Here is a 21945-nt window from a genome sequence, read left to right as displayed (position 1 = left end):
CAATTGATTAAAAGCAAATTTTAGACTGATTCTGATTTCCAGTCAGAAATATCTGTGCTACCGATGGTTATTTAGTCTCGAAAGTCGTGACACCGTCCCAGTCTGCGCCGGGCGGATCGTTGCGATACTGGCGCAGGCGGGCGGTGTACAGCCCACGCAGCCCATCGTCTGGCAGTTCCAGCAAGATTGCCTCGGCGCCATCCCAGTCTTGCGCACGCAACAGTTGCAGCACGCGCGTCCAGCTCGCCAGCAGCGCCAGTTCCCCGGCATCGGCTTCGGCAAGCAAGCCGCGCGGCTCGTAAATGGCCACCGGTTCGGTCTTGCCCTTGACCCGCACGCGGTCCAGTTCGCGGTAAGCGAATTGCGGCGCCTGCGCGCACGTAAATTCGCTCACGGCGATGCCCACGCCATACACCTTGGTAATGCCTTCCAGGCGCGCGCCCAGATTGACGGCATCCCCCATCACGGTATAGGCGCGGCGGATGCGCGAACCCATGTCCCCCACATGCATCAGGCCGCTATTGAGGCCTATGCCGATCTGTAATGCAGGCCAGCCGCGCGCCTGGAACTCCTGGTTCAGGCGCGCGGCGCTTCTCTGCATCAGCAGGGCGCTGGCCACGGCCCTGCTGGCATGATCGGGAAACGCCAGCGGCGCGCCCCAGAACGCCATCACGGCGTCGCCGATATATTTGTCCAGCGTGCCGCCGTGGCTGTCGCGGATATCTTCCGACATGGCCGTCAGGTACAGGTTGATATATTCGCGCAACTCCTGCGGCGTCATCTGCTCCGAAATGGCGGTAAAGCCGCGCACGTCGGCGAACAGCACCGTCAGCTCGCGGCTTTCGCCATCCATGCTGTAGCGGTCGGGATTGTCGGCCATCTGCGCCACCAGTTCCGGCGCCACGTACTGGCCGAAGCGCGACACCAGCGCCCTGCCCTTGCGCACTTCGAAAAAATAGCCCCAGGCCAGGTTGGCGACGAACAGCGCCGCGATCAACAGCAGCAGCACCGCAATATCGAGCGCCGCATCGAAGTGGTGGTACAACCACCAGTTCAGGCCCAGCGCACCGGCCAGCGCGCCACCGGCCAGCAGCACGGCCGCCGCCGGCGTGGCCAGCGCCAGTGCGCAGCCCAGCAGCAAGCCTACCAGCATCACCTGGCCAAACTCGATCGCCAGCGCGTAATCGGGACGCGACTTGAAGTGGCCGTCGAGGATCGACTTGATCAGGTTGGCGTGCACTTCCACACCGGGGAACTCGGCATTGACGGGCGTGGCGCGGATATCGTTGAGGCCGGCGGCGGTGGTGCCCACCAGCACGATGGCGCCGTGCAGCACTTCCGTCGGCACCGCCCCCATCAGTACATCGGCCGCCGACACATAGCGGAAGGCGCCGCCGTCCGGCCCGCCCTTGCCACGAAACTGGATGGTGGTGGTCAGCGCTTCGCCGACCGGGATATCGAGGCGCCCGCGCGGCGTAAATACTGCGATGTGGTCCAGGCCGCCATGCTCGCGCTCGGCCTCGGACAGCTCGTCGGCCGACTGGCCGAACACGGGTGCGATCGCGCGCGCCTTCAGGTACACGCTGGCCGTGGCCAGCGACAGCGACGGATAATAGCCGTCGCCGATGCGCTGCAGCAGGGTCGACGAGCGCAGCACGCCGTCGCTGTCGGTCAGGGCCGTGAAGATGCCCGCGCCATGCGCCGCCTGTTGCAGCTGCGCCAGGTTGGCCTCGTAGCCGGGCGCCGTAAACGCCGTCACCGTGCGCCCGTTCAGGTCCGCCACCGTAAAGGCCGGCTTCGGCAGCACGCCCTTCTTTTGCCGGTCCGACACGCTGTAGCCCAGCACCACTGGCTGGCCGCGCATCGCCTCGGCAAACAGGGCGTCGTAGTCCATCTGGGGTTTCAGGCGTTCGAGCTGGCTGCGCAGGCCCGGCACGCCGGCCAGTTCGCCCCTGGCCAGGTTGGCCAGCACGCCGTAGCCGGAACTGGTGTCGGCTTCCGGAAACGAGATATCGAAGCCGACCGCCGCCACGCCATAGTGGCCGGTCAGCTGCGACACGAGACGCGCCTGCACGTCGCGCCCCCAGGGAAAGCGGCCGATCTGGTTCAGGCTTTTTTCATCGATATCGACGATCACGATGCGCTTGTCGAGCAGCGGCGCTTCGACGCGCATGCGCATGTCGCCCAGCATGGCGTCGAGGCGGCCGACCGTATCGCTACCGAACAAACCGATGCTGGCGCAGGCGGCCAGCAAGGTCAACAGCGCGCCCAGCAGCAACCGCGCGCCATGCTTTTTCAGTGCTGCAAGCGAGCGCATCAGGGCACGTAACCGGGAATGGCGGCCTCGTCGACGGCGTCGACCTGGTCGGGTTGCATGTGCTTGTGGGCAAACGCGAGGTACACTTTGCTGCGAATAAACACGTCGAACAGGTCGGGATCGATATGGCCGTTCAGGCTGAAGTGGCCAAGGATGCGCAGCGACTCGGACAGCGACTTGCCTTTTTTATAGGGCCGGTCGCAGGCCGTCAGCGCTTCGAAGATATCGGCGATCGCCATCAGCCGTGCCGGCACCGACATCTGCTCGCGCGTCAGGCCGCGCGGATAGCCCTTGCCATCCATGCGTTCATGGTGGCCGCCCGCATATTCGGGCACCTTTTGCAGATGCTTGGGCCACGGCAGCGCTTCGAGCATGCGGATCGACACCGAAATATGGTTGTTGATGATCTTGCGCTCGGCGTCGGTCAGGGTGCCGAAGCGGATGGTGAGATTTTCCAGTTCGTTGGCGTCGAGAAAATCGCGCTCGGCGCCATCGGGGCCGGTCCAGCGCCGCTGTGCAATGTGCCGCACGCGCTCCTGGTCGGCCGGCGACATGCCTTCGCCGCCGATATTGGCATGGCGCAGAAAGTCGCGCTCCTCGCGCAGCAGCGCTTGTTGTTCGCGCAGGGCAAGGGTAATCTCGTCGGCTTGCGCCGGCGACGCCAGTTGCGCCTTCAGGGCGGCAATTTCCGCGTCGCGCAGCAGCACTTCGAAGCGCGTGTCGACCAGATGGATGCGGTCGTAGATGGTTTCGAGCTTGGTGGCCTTGTCGACCACGTGCACCGGGGTGGTGATCTTGCCGCAATCGTGCAGCAGGCCCGCCAGCCACAGCTGCTTGCGTTCGTTCTCGCTCAACTGGAAGTCGGCCATCGGGCCGTGCGTGGTGGCGTGCACGGCGTCGGCCAGCATCATCGTCAGCTCGGGCACGAACTGGCAATGGCGACCCGTGTACGGCGACTTTTCATCGATGCCGATATTGATCAGGTTGACCAGCGATTCCAGCAATTGTTCGAGCTGGCGCAGCAGCAATTGATTGGTCAGCGCCACGGCCGCCTGCGCCGCCAGCGCCTCGATAAAGCGCTGGTCGGTGGCGGAAAACGCCTTGACCAGGCCGGTCTCGCGATCCTGGGCGTTGATCAGCTGCAGCACGCCGATCAGCTCGCCTTCATGGTCGCTCATCGGCACCGTCAGGAACGAGGTCGAACGGTAGCCATAGTGGCCGTCAAAGGCGCGCATGCCCGAGAAATTGAAGTCGCCCGACTGATACACATCGTCGATATTGACGGACACGCGGCGGTGCGCCGCATACGCCGCCACCGAGCCGAGATTCGGTGCGCCGTCGTCCTGCCACAGTGCCACGCCGGGCACGCCGATGGCCACGCCGGCGCTGGCGCCCTGGCGCAGCCCCAGGCTGTCGTTGATACTGATGTGAAACTCCAGGCTGCGCCCGTCCGCGCTGGGGCGGTACAAGGTGCCGCCATCGGCGCCGGTCATGTCCTTGGCGACCAGCACGATGCGTTCGAGCAGCGGCGTGATATCGCCGCCATGCAGCATGCCTGCCGCCGCGCCACGGCCCAGTTCGACGCTCAGTTCAGTCAGCTGGTCGAGCCGCTGGGCGATTTGCTCGGGGTGCAGCTGGAGCATGATGGTGAGTAGGTAAGTGGCAACAACCGCAAGTGTACCGTTGCCACCATGCAGCTGTACATTACAAAAAGGCAATAACCTGAAATAGATTTACGAAACACAACAGCTGAAAAAAATGCCGTTCTGGCGCAGACAATTAGAATAGAATCAACAATCGTTTCAGTATAACAAGGCAGCGATGAAATTCACCTTCAGGGGCGTGCGCGGTTCCATCCCCTCCCCCGGTCCGCACACGGTGCGCTACGGCGGCAACACGACCTGCATCGAAGTACGCACGGCCGGCGGCGCCCTGCTGATCCTCGACGGCGGCAGCGGCATCTTTGCGCTGGCCAGCGCACTGCCGCCAGGCCCGGTTGCGGCGCACATCCTGATCACCCACAGCCACTGGGACCATATCCACGGCCTGCCGATGTTCGCGCCGCTGTTCATGCGCGGCAGCCATGTGTGCCTGTACGGTGCGGCCGACGCGTCCGGCAACGGCATCGAACACGTGATGGCGACGCAGCTGCAGAACAATTACTTCCCCGTCAGCGAAGCGGCCATGGCCGCCGAGATCGGCTACCGCACGCTGGCTGTCGGCGAGCGCGTGGAAGTCGCGGACGCGGTGGTGACGAATGCCGAAATGAACCATCCGGTGATCAACCTGGGCTACCGCATCGAGTCCGGCGGCGCCGCGCTGTTTTTCAGCGGCGACCATGAACCGTTCCACAATCCGTACCCCGCCGGCGCAGCCGAACACGCCGCCTGCCAGGCCGTCATCGACCAGCGCCAGACAGCCATCGACCAGGCTGTCCAGGGCGTCGACGCACTGATCATGGACTGCTCGTACACGCGCGACGAATACGCTGCCAAGCGCGGCTGGGGCCACGGCACCTTCGATGGCGCGTTCGAACTGGCGCTGCGCTGCGGCGCCAAACGGCTGTACTGCACCCACCACGAACCGACCCGCAGCGACGAGCAATTGGAGGCCGTGTTTGCCGACGTGATGGCGCGCTTTGCCGGGCGCCTGGGTGGGCTGCAGGTGTTGCTGGCGGCCGAGGGCATGACGGTGGCGCTGGCTTAAAGCTGCGTATGTTGAATGGCGAACAGTCTCGCCCGGCAGAAAGGTGCATGATGGAATCTCATCATTCAAGGAGTGCACCATGACCCAGCAAAGCGACAAGGCGCGCGAACAGCAGCAGCGCGAAGATCAGCAAGCCCAGCATGAAGCGAACAAGAGCCGCCAGCAGGCCGAGCAGGACAAAGGCGCGATCCGCCAGAATGACGGCCTGAAGGAGCATCAAGGTGGTGACAAGGGTCCGCGCGGACAGTAAGATGCCATAACAAGGAGCTGCGGCTCCTTTTTCTTGTCCACTCCACAGAACTGGCCTTCATGAAAAACCTGCTGACGATTGCCGGCCTTGCCGTGCTGGCCGCACTGGCGACAGCCGTGCTCGGCTTTGTGGCGCTGGAAGTGCTGCCCTGCTCCTGGTTCGGCGGCGCGTCCGAAGGCGCTTGCGGCTACGGCGTCACGTTTGCCGTGATGGGGGCGTCGCCCTTCGTGTTCCTGGTGCTGATGGTACTGCTGTGCATCGGGTATGCGCGCCGGCAGGGAAAAGCAGCGCAGAAGGACGCATGAAAAAAGGGAGCCTGAACGGCTCCCTTTTCAATGGCGATGGAACTGCATCACATGATGTGGTGGCCGATCCACCAGGCCACCGCGGCAACGAAGGCCGAGGCTGGAATCGTGAAGATCCATGCCCACACGATATTGCCCGCCACGCCCCAGCGCACGGCCGACATCTTCTGCGACGAGCCGACGCCGACGATGGCGCCGGTAATGGTATGGGTGGTCGACACCGGGATGCCCAGCGCGGTCGAGACGAACAGCGTGATGGCGCCGCCGGTTTCGGCGCAGAAGCCGCCCACGGGTTTGAGCTTGGTGATCTTCTGGCCCATGGTCTTGACGATGCGCCAGCCACCGAACAGGGTGCCGAAGCTGATCGCCGTGTAGCACGAGATGATGACCCACAGCGGCGGCATGGCGTCGGCCGCGCTGGAATAACCGGCGGCGATCAACAGCATCCAGATAATGCCGATGGTTTTTTGCGCGTCATTGCCGCCGTGGCCCAGGCTGTAGGCGGCGGCCGAAACGAGCTGCAAGCGGCGAAACCATTTGTCGACCTTGCGCGGCGTCGAACGCACGAAAATCCACGACACGATCAGCATCATGATCGAGCCGAACACAAAGCCGAGCACCGGGGCAATGACGATAAAGGCCACGGTTTTCCACAGGCCGGCCGAGATCAGCGCGCCGGTGCCGGACTTGGCGACGGCGGCGCCGACCAGGCCGCCGATCAGCGCGTGCGAGGACGACGACGGAATGCCGTAGTACCACGTAAACAGGTTCCAGACGATGGCGCCCATCAGCGCGCCGAAGATCACGTACTGATCGATCACCATCGGGTCGATGGTGCCCTTGCCCACCGTGGCGGCCACGGTCAGCTGGTGAAACACGAAAATGGCGACAAAGTTGAAGGTGGCAGCCATGGCAACCGCGGTCTGCGGTTTCAATACGCCCGTCGAGACCACCGTGGCGATCGCGTTGGCGGCATCGTGGAAGCCGTTCATGAAGTCAAACAGCAGCGCCAGGGCGATCAACAGGCCTAGCACGTAAATGCTGATTTGTATGGTCATTGGTATGTTCTTTTCTGATTCTGGTTCAGGACAGGCCCAACGCTTACGCGTTTTCGACGATGATGCCTTCGATAATATTGGACACATCTTCGCAACGGTCGGTCACGGTTTCCAGAAGCTCGTAGATCGCCTTCATCTTGATCAGGTTGCGCACGTCCGGCTCGTCGCGGAACAGCTTGGACATGGCGGCGCGCATCACGTGGTCGGCGTCGGACTCCAGGCGGTCGATCTCTTCGCAGATGGCGACGATCTTGCGCGAGTTGTCCATGTTATGCAGCAGGGCGACGGCGTCGCGCACTTTTTCGGTACAGGCCAGCACCAGCTCGGCCAGGCGCTTGGCTTCCGGCGTGACGGCTTTCAGGTCATACAGGGAAACGGTCTGGGCCGCGTCTTCCAGCAGGTCCAGGATATCGTCCTGGCGCGTGATCAGCTGGTGAATGTCGTCGCGGTCGATCGGCGTGATGAAGGTCTTGTGCAGCATTTCGACGGTGGCGTAGGTCACCTTGTCGGCCTGTTTCTCGATGCTTTCGATGGCATGCACGCGGTTTTCCAGGTCGTCGAAATTGGTCATCAGGCCGAGCATCTCTTTGGCGCCCTTGACGCACAGTTCCGCGTGCTGGTTAAACAATTCAAAAAACTTGCCCTCTGTGGGCATCAAGCGTCCAAACATGTCATTCTCCGTTAAGCATTGAGTCGTGTTATTTACTGCAGAAAGCCGCCCCGGTCATGCGGGGCGGCCGATGGAATGCCAGTGCTGCTGTGTTAGTCGCCCTGATAAAGCGCCAGGCCACCACTGTAATTGCCAAATTTGGTGTACTGCCCCATGAAGGTGAGGCGGATGCTGCCGATCGGGCCGTTACGCTGTTTGCCGATAATGATTTCGGCCGTGCCCTTGTCGGGCGAATCGGGGTTGTAGACCTCGTCGCGGTAAATGAACAGGATCACGTCGGCATCCTGTTCGATTGCGCCCGATTCACGCAAGTCCGACATCACCGGACGCTTGTTCGGGCGTTGTTCCAGCGAGCGGTTCAGCTGGGACAGCGCGATCACCGGGCAACCGAGTTCCTTCGCCAGCCCTTTCAGGCCGCGTGAAATCTCGGAAATCTCGGTGGCGCGGTTGTCACCGGGTGAATTGGCCGACATCAGCTGCAAGTAGTCGACGATGATCAGGCCCAGCTTGCCGCACTGGCGCGACAGGCGGCGCGAACGGGCGCGCAGCTCGATCGAGTTGAGCGCCGGCGTTTCGTCGATGTACAACTGGGCGTCGTTCATCTTCTGGATCGCGTTGGTCAGGCGCGGCCAGTCTTCGTCGTTCAGGCGGCCGGTACGCAGGCGGTGCTGGTCGAGCTGGCCGACCGAACCCAACATACGCATGGCCAGCTGGGCGCCGCCCATCTCCATCGAGAACACGGCCACCGGCAAGCCGCTGTCGATCGCCACGTTCTCGCCGATATTGACGGAAAACGCCGTCTTGCCCATCGACGGACGGCCGGCGACAATCACCAGGTCGCCGGGCTGCAGGCCGGAGGTCATGCGGTCGAGGTCGATGAAACCGGTCGGCACGCCGGTGATTTCACTCTGGTTGTCGCGGCTGTACAGCTCGTCGATGCGCTCGACCACCTGCGTCAGCAGCGGCTGGATCGCGGTCCAGCCCTGGGCGCCGCGCGCGCCTTCCTCGGCGATCGCGAAGATTTTCGATTCGGCCTCGTCAAGCATCTGCTTGACTTCCTTGCCCTGCGGGCTGAAGGCCGTGCCCGAAATATCGTCGGCCACGGTGATGAGTTTGCGCAGCACGCCGCGGTCGCGCACGATCTCGGCGTAGCGGCGGATATTGGCGGCCGATGGCGTGTTTTGCGCCATCGCGTTCAGGTAAGCGAGTCCGCCCACATCCTCGGCCTTGCCGAGCTGGGTCAGGGTTTCAAAAACAGTAATGACATCGGCCGGCCTGGAGGCGTTTATCATCTTGACGATTTGCTCGAAGATGATGCGATGGTCATAGCGATAGAAATCATCCGCATGCATGAAATCGGCAATGCGGTCATACGCGGCATTATCGCGCAGCAGGCCACCGATGACGGACTGTTCTGCTTCGATCGAATGCGGCGGTATGCGGAGGGAATCCAGTTGTGGATCTGAGGGGGCGTTCATGGCGCGAATTATACCCGCTTCGGCGTGCGGGCAAAAATAAAGGGCTGAAAATCAGGGAAAAAAAGGCGACAAAAAAGCCGGGCGAACCCGGCTTTTTCATATTGCGACACTCGATGCAGGCCAGGGCCTGCAAACGATTTACGCGTTTGCGTCTGGTACGACAGCGATCACCACTTCCACCACCACGTCGGTGTGCAGAGCAACCGAAACGTTGTGCTCGCCAACAACTTTCAGCGGGCCGGTAGGCATGCGCACTTGCGCTTTTTCAACAGCAAAGCCTTGCTTGGTCAGCGCTTCAGCGATGTCGAAGTTGGTGACGGAACCGAACAGACGGCCATCAACACCAGCTTTTTGAGCAACTTGAACGGTCAGGCCGCTCAGTTTTTCGCCCTGGGCTTGCGATGCGGCCAGTTTGGCGGCAGCAGCTTTTTCCAGTTCGGCGCGCTTGACTTCGAATTCGGCGATGGCCGTGGCGGTGGCACGACGGGCCAGGCGCTGCGGGATCAGGAAGTTACGTGCGTAACCGTCTTTGACTTTGACGACTTCGCCGAGGTTGCCGACGTTAACAACTTTTTCTAACAGAATGATTTGCATAGTTCTTCTCCAGGAATATCTGACCGATTAAGCGTGGTGCAGATCGGTGTATGGCAGCAGCGCGAGGAAGCGGGCGCGCTTGATTGCGGTGTCAACTTGGCGCTGGTAGTGCGCTTTGGTACCGGTCAAACGTGCTGGCATGATCTTGCCGTTTTCTTGGACGAAGTCTTTCAGCGTGTCAACGTCTTTGTAGTCAACTTGTTCAACGTGTGCTGCGGTGAAGCGGCAGAACTTCTTGCGTTTGAACAGTGGGTTTTGCTGTTTGCGTTTTTCTTTAAGCTTGAGCTTATTTTTGTCGAACTTTTTACCGAATGCCATTCTAGGCTCCTGTATCTAAAAATGCGCTAGTCAGAAATGACTGCACTAAAATCAATGATGTGAAACACCAAACTCTTGCTGTTGCGGCTCTTCCTGGCCAGGAAACCCGTGAACTGATACACCCCGCCCAAGCTTGCCTGGCTGAACCGGCCTGAGATTTCGCCAGCGGCTAGCGCGGCAACATCAAACTCGGTCAAACGGGCAATACCGGCTTCCATCTGCTGCGAACTGTGCTGCAATACTGCATTCACGATCGGCAGCCCTGCCGGGGTATAGCGCAATATTTCGCGCTCGGCAATGATGGCGGTAACTTGAAACTGGTTCAGCGCACGTTCCTGGTCAACAATCAGGCTGCGGCGGCGGCTGGAGCGGCTGCTGGTGCTTCGGTGCGGTGGCTTTTCGCCGCATCTTCGCGTTGTACCGATTTCATCATCGGCGAAGGAGCTGTTTCAGCTTTCTTCATTTTAACGGTCAGGTGACGCAACACGGCATCATTGAATTTGAATGCAGTTTCCAGCTCGACCAGGGTCTCGTTGTCGCATTCGATGTTCAGGCAGATGTAGTGTGCTTTAGGCAGTTTCTGGATCGAGTAAGCCATTTGACGGCGGCCCCAATCTTCCACGCGGTGTACCGAACCGCCGCGGGTGGTTACGCTGGCTTTGTAGCGTTCGATCATCGCGGGCACTTGCTCGCTTTGGTCCGGATGGACGATAAAGACTATTTCATAATGACGCATGCAAACTCCTTCAGGTCGGATTGATAATCGCCCACCCCGGCGTCAAGACGGGTGTGGGAAGGTCAGCCGAAGATTATAACCGCCTTTTGCAATCCGTTCAACCTTTGCTTGTCCGCCAGCGCCCGAAACGGCCGCCGGCACGGCGTTTTTGCGCGCCAGGCGATTTTTTCCATCGAAATCACACGAAAATACCGAAAGTCGCTTGCATAGTCGGCGATACTGTACAAAAATACAGACTGTTCATATAGACAGCATTTCACTATGCACCCACCATCCATGATCAAGCTGACAGCACGACAAGAACAAATCTTGAACCTGATCAAGGACGCGATTGAAAACACGGGTTTTCCGCCGACCCGCGCCGAGATCGCCAATGAATTGGGTTTCAAGTCGGCCAATGCGGCCGAAGAGCATTTGCAGGCCCTGGCCCGCAAGGGCGCGATCGAGATTTCGCCGGGCACCTCGCGCGGCATCCGCCTGCTCGGCAATGTGGCGGCCGCAGCCGAGCCGGCGCTGCCGAAAGTGCCGGCCGCGCTGCTGATGTCGCTGCCGCTGATCGGCCGCGTGGCCGCCGGCTCGCCCATCCTGGCGCAGGAAAACCTGGAAGCGAGCTACAACGTCGACCCTGCCCTGTTCTCGGCCAAGCCCGACTTTTTACTGAAGGTGCGCGGCTGGTCGATGCGCGACGCCGGCATCATGGACGGCGACCTGCTGGCCGTGAAAAAAATCGACAGCGCCAAGAATGGCCAGATCGTCGTCGCCCGCATCGGCGATGAAGTCACCGTCAAGCGCTACAAGAAGACCGGCACCCTGATCGAGCTGTTGCCGGAAAACCCCGACTTCAAGGTCATCACAGTCACGCCGGAAGACGAGTTTGCCCTCGAAGGGCTCGCTGTCGGCCTGATGCGCAGCTGGCACTGAACTGGCGCACGTAAAAAGGGCCGCAACAGCATCGCTGTTGCGGCCCTTTTTTATTGCCGAAAGCGTTTACGCGTCCAGCGCGCTTTGAAAATCGTCAAGCAGATCGGCTTCATCCTCGATGCCGACCGAGACCCGGATCAGCGACTCGGCAATGCCCATGCTGGCGCGGCGCTCGGCACCCATCTCGTAAAAGATGGTGTGCGCCACCGGGATCACCAGGGTGCGCGTGTCACCCAGGTTGCTCGCTGGAATGGCCAGGTTCAGGCGATTCAGGAAATCGAAGCAGTCGATGCCGTCTTTCAGCTCAAAGCTGAACAGCGAACCGTAGCTGCGGAACAAGTCGCTCGCCAGCGCATGCTGCGGGTGCGAGGCCAGGCCCGGGTAGTACACGGCCGCCACGCGCGGATCGGCCTGCAACATGGTGGCCAGCGCCAGCGCGTTCGAGCAGGTGCGCTCCATGCGCAGGGCCATGGTTTCGGCGCCGACGGCGATATGGTGGGCCGCTTCCGGTCCCAGCGAGCCGCCAAAGTCGCGCAAGGCCTTGGCGCGGATCTGCGCGATGCCCCACAGTCTCGGCGCCGCCTTTTTGTAGTTCTCGACAATATTCGGATAGCCGGTCCAGTCGAACACGCCGGTATCGGTCAGGCTGCCGCCCAAAGCGTTGCCATGGCCGCCGATCGACTTGGTCAGCGCATTGACCACCAGGCCGGCGCCGACCGCTTTCGGGCGGAACAGGTAGGGCGTGGTCATGGTGTTGTCGACGATATACAGGATGCCTTTTTCGCGGCACAGCTCGCCGATTTTCGCCAGGTCGGCGATCTGGGTGCGTGGATTGGCGATGGTTTCGACGAACACGATGCGCGTTTGCGGCGTGATGGCGGCCGCCACGTTGGCCACATCGGTGGCGTCGACGAACGACACGGCCATGCCCTGGTTGCTTACCGTCTGCCACAGGCTATTGGTATTGCCGAACAAAAAGGCCGACGACACCACATGATCGCCGGCGCGCAGCAGCGCCTGCACGACCGCGCCGATGGCGCCCATGCCGGTGGCAAAGCACAAGGTGGCCACGCCGTCTTCCATCTGGTTGACCTTGTCTTCCAGCGCGGAGACGGTCGGGTTGCCCTGGCGGCCGTAGCGAAAGCCCGGCTCCTTGCCCTGGAACACCGACGCCAGCTGGCGCGCATCGCTGTAGCCGAAGGCGACCGAAGTATGCACGGGCTTGTGCAGCGAGCCGTGTTCGATGCCCTTGCGGCGGTCGTTGTGCAGGATGGTGGTGGTAAAGCCGTAGGTTTTTTTGTCGTTCATGATCGCAGAGAAAAAAAGCCCGGCACAGGCCGGGCAGCTTACTTATGCTTCCGTTGCCGCCAGGTTCAGGTTCAACTGGGAGCGTGGCGTGTCTTCGGGCGCGGCGGCCTTCGGATGGTGGCGCGCGTATTCCAGGCGGTCCAGGTAGTCCTGCGAAACATCGCCCGTGACATATACACCGTCGAAGCACGAGGCCTCGAAGTTGGTCAGGGCCGGGTTGACATCGGCAATCGCCTGCTTCAGGTCGTCGATATCCTGGTACACCAGGTAGTCGGCGGTGATTTCGCGGCACACTTCTTCGGTGGTGCGGCCGTAGGCGATCAGCTCGTCACGCGTCGGCATGTCTATGCCGTACACGTTCGGGTAGATCACCGGCGGCGCGGCCGAGGCGAAGATCACTTTCTTGGCGCCAGCTTCGCGCGCCATCTGCACGATTTCACGGCTGGTGGTGCCGCGCACGATGGAGTCGTCGACCAGCAGCACCACTTTGTCCTTGAATTCGGACGGAATCGCGTTGAGCTTCTGGCGCACGGATTTCTTGCGCGCCGCCTGGCCCGGCATGATGAAGGTGCGGCCGATGTAGCGGTTCTTGATGAAGCCTTCGCGGTACTCGATGTTCAGCGCCAGGGCCAGCTGGATGGCGGCCGGACGCGACGAGTCGGGAATCGGCATGACCACGTCGATGCCGCCTTCGGGCAGTTCGCGGCGGATTTTTTCGGCCAGGTACTCGCCCATTTTCAGGCGCGTGGCGTACACCGAGGCGCCGTCGATGACGGAGTCGGGACGGGCCAGGTAGACGAATTCGAATACGCAAGGGTTGAGGCTGGCGTTGTCGGCGCATTGCTGGCTGTGCAATTGCTTGTCGGCGTCGATAAACACGGCTTCGCCCGGCGCGATATCGCGCACGAAACGGAAGCCCATGCCTTCCAGCGCCACCGATTCGGAAGCGATCAGGTATTCGGCACCCTGCTCGGTTTCATTGATGCCCAGGCATAGCGGACGGATGCCGTGCGGATCGCGGAAGGCCAGCAAGCCCACGCCGGCGATCTGCGCGACGGCGGCATAGCCACCCTTGACGCGGCGGTTCAGCACGGTGACGGCCTTGAAAATCGCTTCCGGGTCCAGCACCAGGCCGGTGGTGGCCTGGTGGATTTCATGGGCCAGCACGTTGAGCAGCACTTCCGAGTCGGAATCGGTATTGATGTGGCGGCGGTCGTTCTTGAACATCTCCTGCTTGAGCTGTTCCCAGTTGGTCAGATTGCCATTGTGCGCGAGGGTAATGCCGAACGGCGCATTGACATAGAACGGCTGCGCTTCTTCCTCGCTCGACGAGCCGGCTGTAGGATAACGGCAGTGGCCGATACCGGAGTTGCCTTGCAGCGAACGCATGTTACGCGTGCGGAAGACGTCGCGCACCAGGCCATTGGCCTTGTGCATGGAAAACATACTGCTGTGATTGGTCGCAATCCCTGCCGCGTCCTGACCGCGATGTTGCAGGAGCAACAATGCATCATAGAGCAATTGATTGACAGGTTGATGGGAAACGACGCCGACGATGCCACACATGGTGTGCTCCTGTAACTGTGCTACTGATTTAAAAAGATCAAAATTTCACATGCTGCGCGTAGGCGGCAGGCAGATAAGGCTTGATGGTGCGCGCGCCCTGCTCCGCGAACGGACTGAGCATGGCGTTCTTCCAGAACGGCTGTTGCGGAATCGAGGTCATGCCGCACAAGATGACGGTGGTCAGCACAATCACAAGCCCGCGCGCCGCGCCGAACAGGCTGCCCAGCATGCGGTCTGCCAGGCTCAGCCCGGTGACCTTGACCAGCGCATCGACCGTCATGCCCAGCAAGCCCATCAAGATGCGCACGCCGATAAACAGGATCACGAAGGCCAGCAGCAAGCGCACGGCCTCGCCCGGAATCACGGCGGGCAGGAATTTTGCCAGGGTCGCGCCATAGGCATTGGCGGCCACAAACGCCACCACCCAGCTCACCAGCGACAGGATTTCCTTGATCAGGCCGCGCATCATGCTGATCAATACCGACGTGGCCAGCACGAACAGCACCAGGTAATCGAAGATCGTCACGCCGTCAGCCCGCCAGCATCACAGCGCTCACGCCGGCACCAGGCTGCCGCCCAGGCCGATCTTCTGCAGCCTGGCGCGGGTTTTTTCCGCTTCGTCGCGGCTGCCGAATGGCCCCACGCGCACGCGGATGCGCTGGCCGCCGGGGCTGGACACTTTTTGCGTGTAGGAACTAATGCCCGCGTCACGCAGTTTTGCCTGCAGCTCATCGACCTTGTCCTGCGTGGCCAGCGCGGCAACCTGTACCACGAACTTGCCGCCCTCGCCGCCGGAGGATTTTTCTTCCGTTTTGGCTGCGGGCTTGGCTTCCGCCCTGGCCGCGGGCTTGCCCTCCAGGATGGCCAGCGCGCGCGCCGCATCGTCATTCGATTTTTCTACCTTGACCGGCTTCGGCTCGGGCTTCGGTTCCGGCTTGGCCTCATGCCTGGTCTCGACCTTCGGCTCGCGCTTCGGCTCGGGCTTGGTTTCATGCCTGGGCTCGACCCTGGGTTCAGGTTTCGGTTCGACCTTGACCGGTTTCGGCTCGACATATGCCGGCTTGACCGGCTCGGCGGTCGCGACCACGGTGGCTGGCACCGGGGTCGGCATCGGTACGGGCCTGGTTTTGGCCGGCAATGGGGTGTCGACGATTTCCTCGGACTGGTCCAGGCCATTGTTGGCCGCACCCTGCGCGGGCACGGCCTGCACGGGCGCCGGAACCGGAACCGGCGCGGCCGCGACTTTTTCCTTCGACGGAATATCGATGGCGATATCGCCCACGGGCGACTTCGGTTCGGAATCGAGCAGCATCGGCAAGCCGACGGCCACGCCCAGGGCCAGCGCAATGGCGCCGATCAGGCGGCGCCGCGCGCGCTTTTTCTCCGGCAAGGCCGGATCGGGCGCTTCCCTGCCGCCACGGCGGCCGCCACCGGCGGTGTTGGCGGCGCGCTTGCGGGTCGCCGACTGTGCTTCGCCAGGAACATAAAAGCCGCTGTCTTCGCCAGAGGATTCTTGCTTGTTTTTAAACAGTTTCGAGAACAAGCCCATGCGTCATTTTCAGTCGAGTGCGTTTCAGTGAAGTGAGGATTTCCTGGCCTTCATCACGCCGGCAACGGTGAGGAAAGAACCAAAGACCACAATTCTATCATTCTCACCGGCCCGGCTCATTGCATTTGCAAAAGCTTGTGCCGGGTCATCGAATACGGACACCGTATGCTCGCCGCTGTCGGGCTTGTCTTCCAGCATGATCTGCACCTTGGCCGCCAGCTCGGAAGCCGTGGCCGCGCGCGGCGACGGCAGGCCCGCCAGGCACCAGTGATCGACATGCTCGCTCATGGCGGCCAGCACGCCATCGATATCCTTGTCCTGCATCGAGCCGAACACGGCATAGGTATAGGGGTGAAAGCCCATATTGCCGAGGTTCTGGTTCAGCGCCGAGGCCGCATGCGGGTTGTGCGCCACATCGAGGATCACGCTGGGGCGGCCAGGCAAGACCTGGAAACGGCCCGGCAATTCCACCGTGACCAGGCCGGTGCGCACTTCCTGCGCGCCGACCGGCAAGCTGAGTTTGAGCACTTCCAGCGCGGCCAGCACGGCCGTGGCGTTGAGGATCTGGTTGGCGCCGCGCAGGCTCGGGTAGGCCAGCGAATTGCGGCGCTGCTCGCGGCCGCCATAGTTCCACTGCTGCTTGTCGCCCGAGTAATTGAAGTCGCGGCCCATCAGCCACAGGTCGGCGCCGATCGCCGCCGCATGGTCGATCAGCGATTGCGGCGGCACCGGGTCGCTGCAGATGGCGGCCTTGCCCGGGCGGAAGATACCGGCCTTTTCAAAGCCGATCGCCTCGCGCGTGTCGCCCAGGTAATCGGTGTGGTCGATATCGACGCTGGTGACGATGGCCACATCGGCGTCGATCACATTGACGGCGTCCAGGCGTCCGCCCAGGCCCACTTCCAGGATCGCCACATCGAGCTGCGCGTTCGACAGCAAATGCAGGATGGCCAGCGTGGTGAATTCAAAATAGGTCAGCGGCGTGTCACCACGCACGGCTTCGACGGCATTGAAACTGGCGACCAGCTGTTCATCGCTGGCCATCTCGCCGAGCACGCGCGCGCGTTCGTTAAAGTCGAGAAAATGCGGCTTGATATACAGGCCCACTTTGTAGCCTGCGCGCAACAAGACGGACTCCAGCATGGCGCAGGTCGACCCCTTGCCGTTGGTGCCGGCCACCATGATCACGGGGCAAGAGAACGCCAGTTGCATGCGCGCCTTGACGGCCTGCACGCGGTCCAGGCCCATATTGATCTGTGTTTCCGAATGCCGGGTTTCCAGCATGGCGAGCCAGTCTGGCAAAGTGGTGGGGAGGTTTTGCATGGGAGACTTCTTGATTAGATTGCGCGAAGCGGGAAAAACAGGTAAGCCGAAACAACATCGGGGTCAGTCCCGTTGGGACTGACCCCGGCATTTACGGGGTTGGCGATTAAGCCAATACTTCCACAGCCTGATTCTGCAACAGCGCCAGCAAATGCGCGATTTCTTCGCGCATCTTGCGGCGGTCGACGATCATGTCGACGGCGCCCTTGGTGACGAGGAATTCGGCGCGCTGGAAGCCTTCCGGCAATTTTTCGCGCACGGTGTTTTCAATCACGCGCGGGCCGGCAAAGCCGATCAGCGCTTTGGGCTCGGCGATCACCACGTCGCCCATGAAGGCAAACGATGCGGACACGCCGCCCATGGTCGGGTCGGTCAGCACGCTGATGAACGGCAGTTTCTTTTCGGCCAGCTTGGTCAGCATGGCGGTGGTCTTGGCCATCTGCAGCAGCGACAGCAGGCCTTCCTGCATGCGCGCGCCGCCGGTGGCGGTGATGCAAATGAACGGCACTTTCTGTTCCAGCGCGATCTGCGCGCCACGCACGAAGCGCTCGCCGACCACCGAGCCCATCGAGCCGCCCATGAATTCGAATTCGAAGCAGGCCACCACCACCGGCAAGCTCATGATGGCGCCACCCATGACCACCATGGCGTCGGTCTCGCCGGTCGCTTCCATGGCGGACTTCAGGCGGTCAGGATACTTTTTGCTGTCCTTGAACTTCAGCGTGTCGACCGGCAGGATTTCCTGGCCGATCTCGTAGCGGCCGCCCGCATCGAGCAGGCTGTCGAGACGCTCGCGCGCGCGGATGCGCATGTGATGGTCGCATTTCGGGCAGACGTGCAAATTCGATTCCAGGTCCGTACGGTACAGCACGGCTTCGCACGACGGGCATTTGACCCACAGGCCTTCCGGCATGGTCTTGCGCGCGGCAGCATCAGAGCGCTGTATGCGCGGTGGCAGCAGTTTTTCCAACCAACTCATATTTTTCTCCTGGTACCCTTGTCGGGCAAGAATGTCGTGTCGGTGCGTCGATGGACGCCCCCGGCGAACGATGATGAGGCAGCCGCGTCTTGCGGCGGCCCCTGTTTTATCTAATGCACAATATCAGCCAATTCAGTGGCCGAAGTGTAGCCGTTTATCGCCGGGCTGTCGAACTTTGCCGCCTTGCCATGCTTGCCGCAATTGCAATAGCGTCAGGCGTCGAGCGCGGCGCGGATGCCTGCCGTAAAGCTGCGCACGGCCTCGGCTTCGCCGCCGGCAGGCGCATTTTCGATCTCCTGGATAATGCGGCTGCCGATCACCACGGCGTCGGCCACTTCGGCCACGGCGCGCGCGGTGGCGGCGTCGCGGATGCCGAAACCGACGCCGATCGGCAGTTTCACGTGCTGGCGGATGGCGGCCAGGCGCTCGGCAACTTGCGCCGTATCAATATTGCCGGCGCCGGTCACGCCTTTCAGCGACACGTAATAGCTGAAGCCGCCACCGACCTTGGCCACTTGCGCGATGCGCTCTTCAGTCGAGGTCGGCGCCAGCAGGAAGATCAGGTCCAGGCCGCCGGCGCGCATGGCGGCGGCGAATTCTTCGCACTCTTCCGGCGGATAATCGACCACGATGGCGCCATCGGCGCCCGCTTCCTTCGAGGCGGCAATAAAGGCCGCGCTGCCGATGCGCTCGATCGGGTTGGCGTAGCCCATCAGCACCACCGGCGTGTGCTGGTTGGTCAAACGGAACTGGCGCACGTAGTCAAATACATCGTGGATGCCGACGTTGAAGGCCAGCGCGCGCTCGCAGGCGCGCTGGATCACCGGGCCTTCGGCCATCGGATCGGAAAACGGCACACCCAGTTCGAGCACGTCGGCGCCGCCTGCGACCAGCGCGTGCATCAGCGGCACGGTGGCGTCGGGGCCGGGATCGCCGGCGGTGATAAAGGTGACCAGGGCGGTTTTGTTACTGGATTTTAAATTGGTGAAGGTGGTGGCGATACGGGACATGGGGTTCTTTCGTCTGGTCGGTGGGAGACGTCGGGTTACGGCCTGCGGCCTAACCCGACCTACACAATACGGGGCTTAACTGAAATTCAAGCCCATGCGCTCGGCCACCGTATGCATGTCCTTGTCGCCGCGGCCCGACAGGTTGGCCAGTACAATTTTATCCTTGGGCAAGGTTGCCGCCAGCTTGGCCGCATAGGCCAGCGCGTGCGCCGATTCCAGCGCCGGGATAATGCCTTCGATATGGCAGCAGTCGTGGAAAGCCTGCAGCGCTTCGTCGTCGGTGATCGAGACGTATTGCGCGCGGCCCGAGTCTTTCAACCACGAGTGTTCGGGACCGACGCCCGGATAATCGAGGCCGGCAGAGACGGAATGGGTCTCGATGATCTGGCCGTTGGCATCCTGCAGCAGATAGGTGCGGTTGCCATGCAGCACGCCCGGAAAGCCGGCCGTCAGCGAGGCCGAGTGCTTGCCCGTGTCCAGGCCTTCGCCGGCCGCTTCCACGCCGATCAGCTGCACCTCCTTCTGGTCGACATACGGATAAAAAATGCCCATGGCGTTCGAACCGCCGCCGATGCAGGCCAGCACGTAGTCGGGCTGGCGGCCCGTCATTTCCGGCATCTGCACCAGGCATTCCTCGCCGATCACGGACTGGAAGTCGCGCACCATCATCGGATACGGGTGCGGGCCGGCCACGGTGCCGATAATGTAGAAGGTGTTTTCGATATTCGTGACCCAGTCGCGCATGGCCTCATTGAGCGCATCCTTGAGGGTCTTGGAGCCGGACTCGACAGGTACGACGGTGGCGCCCAGCAATTTCATGCGGTAGACGTTCTGCGCCTGGCGCTTGACGTCCTCGCTGCCCATGTAGACCACGCATTCGAGACCGAAGCGCGCGCAGATGGTGGCGGTGGCCACGCCATGCTGGCCGGCGCCGGTTTCGGCGATGATGCGCGGCTTGCCCATGCGCCTGGCCAGCAGGGCCTGGCCGATCACGTTGTTGATCTTGTGCGCGCCCGTGTGGTTCAGGTCTTCGCGCTTGAAATAGATCTGCGCGCCGCCGGCCAGCTCGGACCAGCGCCTGGCGTGGTAGATCGGCGAAGGACGGCCAACGAAATGTTTCAGCTCATAGCGGAATTCTTCGAGAAATTCCGGGTCGGCACTGTAGCGCGCATACGCGTCCTTCAGTTCGGCCAGCGCATGCGTGAGCGTTTCGGCAACGAAGGCGCCGCCATAGGGGCCGAAGTGGCCGCGGGCGTCAGGAAAAGGATAATCGGCGGCGTGGAACAAGGCGGCGGCGCCGCTGGTGTTGAATGGTTTCATGGGGTAGTTCCTCTGGCAATGATGGCATCGGCATCCTGCACCGCGGCGACAAACGCACGGATGCGGGACGCGTCCTTGATGCCCTTGGACGCTTCGACACCACTGCTGATGTCGACGGCGTAAGGGCGCACGCGCACCACTGCGTCAGTCGCGTTGTGTACGCTCAAGCCACCACTCAAAACGACCCGAGGCGCGAGTTCTTCTGGAACGAGAGACCAATCAAATACCTTTCCTGCACCGCCGTAGGCGTCCACATAGGTATCGAGCAAGAGGCCCGAAAACAAGGGACTGGCGGCGCGATAGCGCTGCTCGTATTCTAGCAAATCTTCCGCGCTTGTGTCAGGCTTGACCCGGAACACCTGCACGAACGGCGTATTGACGGCGCTGGCAATGGCCGCGCTGTGCCCGGGCGTCTCGTCGCCGTGAAACTGCAGCAGCGACAAGGGCGCCACGGCGGCGATCGCGCGCACTTCCTCCACGCTGGCGTTGACGAACAGCCCCACCGCGCTCACATAGGGCGGCATGGCGGCGACCAGGCCGGCCGCCTGTTCGGGCGTGACGTAGCGCGGACTTTTGGCATAAAACACGAAGCCGATCGCATCGGCGCCGGCCGCAACCACTGTCTGGACGTCTTCGGCGCGGGTCAGGCCGCAGATCTTGATACGGGTGCGTGGCATCGGTGTTTCCTCCGTTAAAACCAGGGCAAGGCGCTGCTGGCGTCCTGCGGCAAGCCCCATTGCGGGTCGTAATCGATTTTCGCCAGGTACAGGCCGTCCGGCATGAAGGTGGGCGCGGCCGCATGGCGGTCTTTGGTTTCCAACAACTGCCCCAGCCATTCCGGCGCTTCGCGGCCGCTGCCGATATACACCAGCGAGCCGACCAGGTTGCGCACCATATGATGCAGGAAGGCATTGGCGGTAATGGTAAAGATCACCATGTCGCCACGCCGTTCGATGCGGATGTCGTGCATCAGCTTGACGGGCGACTTGGCCTGGCACTGCGCCGCGCGAAAGGCCGTGAAATCGTGCCAGCCGAGCAGTGGCTGCACGGCCTGGCGCATCAGTTCGACGTCGAGCGGCCGGAAAAAGAAGCCGGCGCGCCCTTCGACCAGCGGCGAACGGGTCGGGTTGTTGTACAGCACATAGTGGTAGGTGCGCGCGCGGGCGCTGAAGCGGGCGTGAAAGAAATCATTGACCGTCGGGTCGCCCGCCAGTTCCGTGGCCCAGCGCACCGCGATCGAGGCGGGCAGGAAGGCGTTGACGCCGCGCACCCAGGAATGGATATCGCGGCTCAAGCCGGTATCGAAATGCACCACCTGTTCCAGCGCATGCACGCCGGTATCGGTACGGCCGGCGCAGGTGGTGGCCAGGCGCACGCGGGCAAATTTCTCCAGCGCGTTTTCCAGCTGGTCCTGCACCGTCAGGCCGCTTTCCTGCTTCTGGTAGCCATGCCAGGCCAGCCCGTCGTATTGCAGGCCCAGGACGATGCGCTTGAATGGCGTTGCTTCAGTAGTATTTTGCATTGCCGCATTATACCG

The 21945-nt window shown here is 62.0% G+C and carries 23 protein-coding genes; 4 read left to right on the top strand and 19 right to left on the bottom strand.

Annotated elements, in window-relative coordinates:
- Positions 1-67: 67 nt before the first annotated feature.
- Both ASR47_RS24860 and ASR47_RS24855 read right to left on the bottom strand, forming a co-directional pair.
- Positions 68-2317, bottom strand: a complete 2250-nt coding sequence (locus ASR47_RS24860; RefSeq protein ID WP_065310477.1) for a CHASE2 domain-containing protein — start codon at positions 2315-2317, stop codon at positions 68-70.
- Positions 2317-3960: an HD domain-containing phosphohydrolase gene (locus tag ASR47_RS24855; protein ID WP_065310476.1), complete on the bottom strand. Its 1644-nt coding sequence runs from the start codon at positions 3958-3960 to the stop codon at positions 2317-2319. Before ASR47_RS24855 ends, ASR47_RS24860 begins: the two co-directional genes overlap by 1 nt.
- Positions 3961-4138: 178 nt before the next feature.
- Between ASR47_RS24855 and ASR47_RS24850 the strand changes: the two genes are divergently transcribed.
- From ASR47_RS24850 to ASR47_RS24845, 3 genes are all read left to right on the top strand, one after another.
- A complete protein-coding gene (locus ASR47_RS24850; protein WP_065310475.1) occupies positions 4139-5023 on the top strand; it encodes an MBL fold metallo-hydrolase in 885 nt (294 codons plus the stop codon).
- A 79-nt stretch (positions 5024-5102) separates the two neighbouring features.
- Positions 5103-5273: a hypothetical protein gene (locus ASR47_RS27595; protein WP_171899034.1), complete on the top strand. Its 171-nt coding sequence runs from the start codon at positions 5103-5105 to the stop codon at positions 5271-5273.
- Positions 5274-5332: 59 nt separating this feature from the next.
- Positions 5333-5578 (top strand): hypothetical protein, encoded by a 246-nt coding sequence (locus ASR47_RS24845; protein ID WP_065310474.1) that lies wholly within the window; start codon positions 5333-5335, stop codon positions 5576-5578.
- 47 nt (positions 5579-5625) lie between these two features.
- Here the strand turns inward: ASR47_RS24845 and ASR47_RS24840 are convergent, their stop codons facing one another.
- The 7 genes from ASR47_RS24840 to rpsF all read right to left on the bottom strand — a co-directional run bounded on the left by ASR47_RS24840 (position 5626) and on the right by rpsF (position 10432).
- Positions 5626-6636 carry an inorganic phosphate transporter gene (locus tag ASR47_RS24840; RefSeq protein WP_065310473.1) on the bottom strand — a complete coding sequence of 337 codons (1011 nt, stop codon included), beginning with the start codon at positions 6634-6636 and terminating at the stop codon, positions 5626-5628.
- Positions 6637-6679: 43 nt separating this feature from the next.
- Positions 6680-7306: a DUF47 domain-containing protein gene (locus ASR47_RS24835; protein ID WP_065310472.1), complete on the bottom strand. Its 627-nt coding sequence runs from the start codon at positions 7304-7306 to the stop codon at positions 6680-6682.
- Between the two features lie 92 nt (positions 7307-7398).
- The gene (locus ASR47_RS24830) at positions 7399-8784 is read right to left on the bottom strand and encodes a replicative DNA helicase (protein WP_065310471.1); all 1386 of its coding nucleotides are present in this window, start codon (positions 8782-8784) and stop codon (positions 7399-7401) included.
- A gap of 138 nt (positions 8785-8922) precedes the next feature.
- Positions 8923-9378: a 50S ribosomal protein L9 gene (rplI, locus tag ASR47_RS24825; RefSeq protein WP_065310470.1), complete on the bottom strand. Its 456-nt coding sequence runs from the start codon at positions 9376-9378 to the stop codon at positions 8923-8925.
- A gap of 27 nt (positions 9379-9405) precedes the next feature.
- Positions 9406-9696, bottom strand: coding sequence for a 30S ribosomal protein S18 (rpsR, locus tag ASR47_RS24820; RefSeq protein ID WP_010400024.1), 291 nt, complete (start codon positions 9694-9696; stop codon positions 9406-9408).
- A gap of 26 nt (positions 9697-9722) precedes the next feature.
- Positions 9723-10022 (bottom strand): primosomal replication protein N, encoded by a 300-nt coding sequence (gene priB / locus ASR47_RS24815; protein ID WP_065310469.1) that lies wholly within the window; start codon positions 10020-10022, stop codon positions 9723-9725.
- Between the two features lie 20 nt (positions 10023-10042).
- Positions 10043-10432 carry a 30S ribosomal protein S6 gene (gene rpsF, locus ASR47_RS24810; RefSeq protein WP_034750499.1) on the bottom strand — a complete coding sequence of 130 codons (390 nt, stop codon included), beginning with the start codon at positions 10430-10432 and terminating at the stop codon, positions 10043-10045.
- A 276-nt stretch (positions 10433-10708) separates the two neighbouring features.
- Between rpsF and lexA the strand changes: the two genes are divergently transcribed.
- Positions 10709-11353 (top strand): transcriptional repressor LexA, encoded by a 645-nt coding sequence (gene lexA, locus ASR47_RS24805; RefSeq protein WP_065310468.1) that lies wholly within the window; start codon positions 10709-10711, stop codon positions 11351-11353.
- Positions 11354-11419: 66 nt separating this feature from the next.
- Here lexA and ASR47_RS24800 read toward each other — a convergent pair whose 3' ends face one another.
- The 10 genes from ASR47_RS24800 to truA all read right to left on the bottom strand — a co-directional run bounded on the left by ASR47_RS24800 (position 11420) and on the right by truA (position 21930).
- On the bottom strand, positions 11420-12661 hold the full coding sequence (locus tag ASR47_RS24800) for a cystathionine gamma-synthase family protein (RefSeq protein WP_065310467.1): 1242 nt from the start codon (positions 12659-12661) through the stop codon (positions 11420-11422).
- Positions 12662-12703: 42 nt separating this feature from the next.
- On the bottom strand, positions 12704-14227 hold the full coding sequence (gene purF / locus ASR47_RS24795) for an amidophosphoribosyltransferase (protein WP_065310466.1): 1524 nt from the start codon (positions 14225-14227) through the stop codon (positions 12704-12706).
- A 37-nt stretch (positions 14228-14264) separates the two neighbouring features.
- Complete coding sequence (locus tag ASR47_RS24790) at positions 14265-14753, bottom strand: CvpA family protein (protein ID WP_065310465.1); 489 nt, start codon at positions 14751-14753, stop codon at positions 14265-14267.
- Between the two features lie 27 nt (positions 14754-14780).
- Positions 14781-15776 (bottom strand): SPOR domain-containing protein, encoded by a 996-nt coding sequence (locus tag ASR47_RS24785; protein WP_065310464.1) that lies wholly within the window; start codon positions 15774-15776, stop codon positions 14781-14783.
- A 24-nt stretch (positions 15777-15800) separates the two neighbouring features.
- Complete coding sequence (gene folC, locus ASR47_RS24780; RefSeq protein ID WP_065310463.1) at positions 15801-17099, bottom strand: bifunctional tetrahydrofolate synthase/dihydrofolate synthase; 1299 nt, start codon at positions 17097-17099, stop codon at positions 15801-15803.
- Between the two features lie 106 nt (positions 17100-17205).
- Positions 17206-18078, bottom strand: coding sequence for an acetyl-CoA carboxylase, carboxyltransferase subunit beta (gene accD, locus ASR47_RS24775; RefSeq protein WP_065310462.1), 873 nt, complete (start codon positions 18076-18078; stop codon positions 17206-17208).
- 212 nt (positions 18079-18290) lie between these two features.
- Positions 18291-19088: a tryptophan synthase subunit alpha gene (gene trpA / locus ASR47_RS24770; protein ID WP_065310461.1), complete on the bottom strand. Its 798-nt coding sequence runs from the start codon at positions 19086-19088 to the stop codon at positions 18291-18293.
- A 75-nt stretch (positions 19089-19163) separates the two neighbouring features.
- Positions 19164-20408, bottom strand: a complete 1245-nt coding sequence (trpB, locus tag ASR47_RS24765) for a tryptophan synthase subunit beta (protein ID WP_065310460.1) — start codon at positions 20406-20408, stop codon at positions 19164-19166.
- Entirely contained in the window at positions 20405-21145 is a 741-nt protein-coding gene (locus tag ASR47_RS24760) for a phosphoribosylanthranilate isomerase (RefSeq protein WP_281218464.1), read from the bottom strand. The genes trpB and ASR47_RS24760 overlap by 4 nt, the downstream gene beginning before the upstream one ends.
- Positions 21100-21930, bottom strand: a complete 831-nt coding sequence (gene truA, locus ASR47_RS24755; protein WP_065310458.1) for a tRNA pseudouridine(38-40) synthase TruA — start codon at positions 21928-21930, stop codon at positions 21100-21102. Before truA ends, ASR47_RS24760 begins: the two co-directional genes overlap by 46 nt.
- Positions 21931-21945 lie beyond the last annotated feature (15 nt).

The sequence above is a fragment of the Janthinobacterium psychrotolerans genome, from assembly GCF_001677885.1.
In the GTDB taxonomy this organism is placed as follows: Bacteria; Pseudomonadota; Gammaproteobacteria; order Burkholderiales; family Burkholderiaceae_D; genus Janthinobacterium; species Janthinobacterium psychrotolerans.
This window is presented reverse-complemented; position numbering and strand designations above follow the sequence as displayed.

Bases quoted from the DNA above. Each gene is read 5' to 3' on its own strand.
- ASR47_RS24860 (WP_065310477.1), bottom strand. From the start codon at position 2,317: ATGCGCTCGCTTGCAGCACTGAAAAAGCATGGCGCGCGGTTGCTGCTG.
- ASR47_RS24855 (WP_065310476.1), bottom strand. From the start codon at position 3,960: ATGCTCCAGCTGCACCCCGAGCAAATCGCCCAGCGGCTCGACCAGCTG.
- ASR47_RS24850 (WP_065310475.1), top strand. From the start codon at position 4,139: ATGAAATTCACCTTCAGGGGCGTGCGCGGTTCCATCCCCTCCCCCGGT.
- ASR47_RS27595 (WP_171899034.1), top strand. From the start codon at position 5,103: ATGACCCAGCAAAGCGACAAGGCGCGCGAACAGCAGCAGCGCGAAGAT.
- ASR47_RS24845 (WP_065310474.1), top strand. From the start codon at position 5,333: ATGAAAAACCTGCTGACGATTGCCGGCCTTGCCGTGCTGGCCGCACTG.
- ASR47_RS24840 (WP_065310473.1), bottom strand. From the start codon at position 6,636: ATGACCATACAAATCAGCATTTACGTGCTAGGCCTGTTGATCGCCCTG.
- ASR47_RS24835 (WP_065310472.1), bottom strand. From the start codon at position 7,306: ATGTTTGGACGCTTGATGCCCACAGAGGGCAAGTTTTTTGAATTGTTT.
- ASR47_RS24830 (WP_065310471.1), bottom strand. From the start codon at position 8,784: ATGAACGCCCCCTCAGATCCACAACTGGATTCCCTCCGCATACCGCCG.
- rplI (WP_065310470.1), bottom strand. From the start codon at position 9,378: ATGCAAATCATTCTGTTAGAAAAAGTTGTTAACGTCGGCAACCTCGGC.
- rpsR (WP_010400024.1), bottom strand. From the start codon at position 9,696: ATGGCATTCGGTAAAAAGTTCGACAAAAATAAGCTCAAGCTTAAAGAA.
- rpsF (WP_034750499.1), bottom strand. From the start codon at position 10,432: ATGCGTCATTATGAAATAGTCTTTATCGTCCATCCGGACCAAAGCGAG.
- lexA (WP_065310468.1), top strand. From the start codon at position 10,709: ATGATCAAGCTGACAGCACGACAAGAACAAATCTTGAACCTGATCAAG.
- ASR47_RS24800 (WP_065310467.1), bottom strand. From the start codon at position 12,661: ATGAACGACAAAAAAACCTACGGCTTTACCACCACCATCCTGCACAAC.
- purF (WP_065310466.1), bottom strand. From the start codon at position 14,227: ATGTGTGGCATCGTCGGCGTCGTTTCCCATCAACCTGTCAATCAATTG.
- ASR47_RS24785 (WP_065310464.1), bottom strand. From the start codon at position 15,776: ATGGGCTTGTTCTCGAAACTGTTTAAAAACAAGCAAGAATCCTCTGGC.
- folC (WP_065310463.1), bottom strand. From the start codon at position 17,099: ATGCAAAACCTCCCCACCACTTTGCCAGACTGGCTCGCCATGCTGGAA.
- accD (WP_065310462.1), bottom strand. From the start codon at position 18,078: ATGAGTTGGTTGGAAAAACTGCTGCCACCGCGCATACAGCGCTCTGAT.
- trpA (WP_065310461.1), bottom strand. From the start codon at position 19,088: ATGTCCCGTATCGCCACCACCTTCACCAATTTAAAATCCAGTAACAAA.
- trpB (WP_065310460.1), bottom strand. From the start codon at position 20,408: ATGAAACCATTCAACACCAGCGGCGCCGCCGCCTTGTTCCACGCCGCC.
- ASR47_RS24760 (WP_281218464.1), bottom strand. From the start codon at position 21,145: ATGGGGCTTGCCGCAGGACGCCAGCAGCGCCTTGCCCTGGTTTTAACG.
- truA (WP_065310458.1), bottom strand. From the start codon at position 21,930: ATGCAAAATACTACTGAAGCAACGCCATTCAAGCGCATCGTCCTGGGC.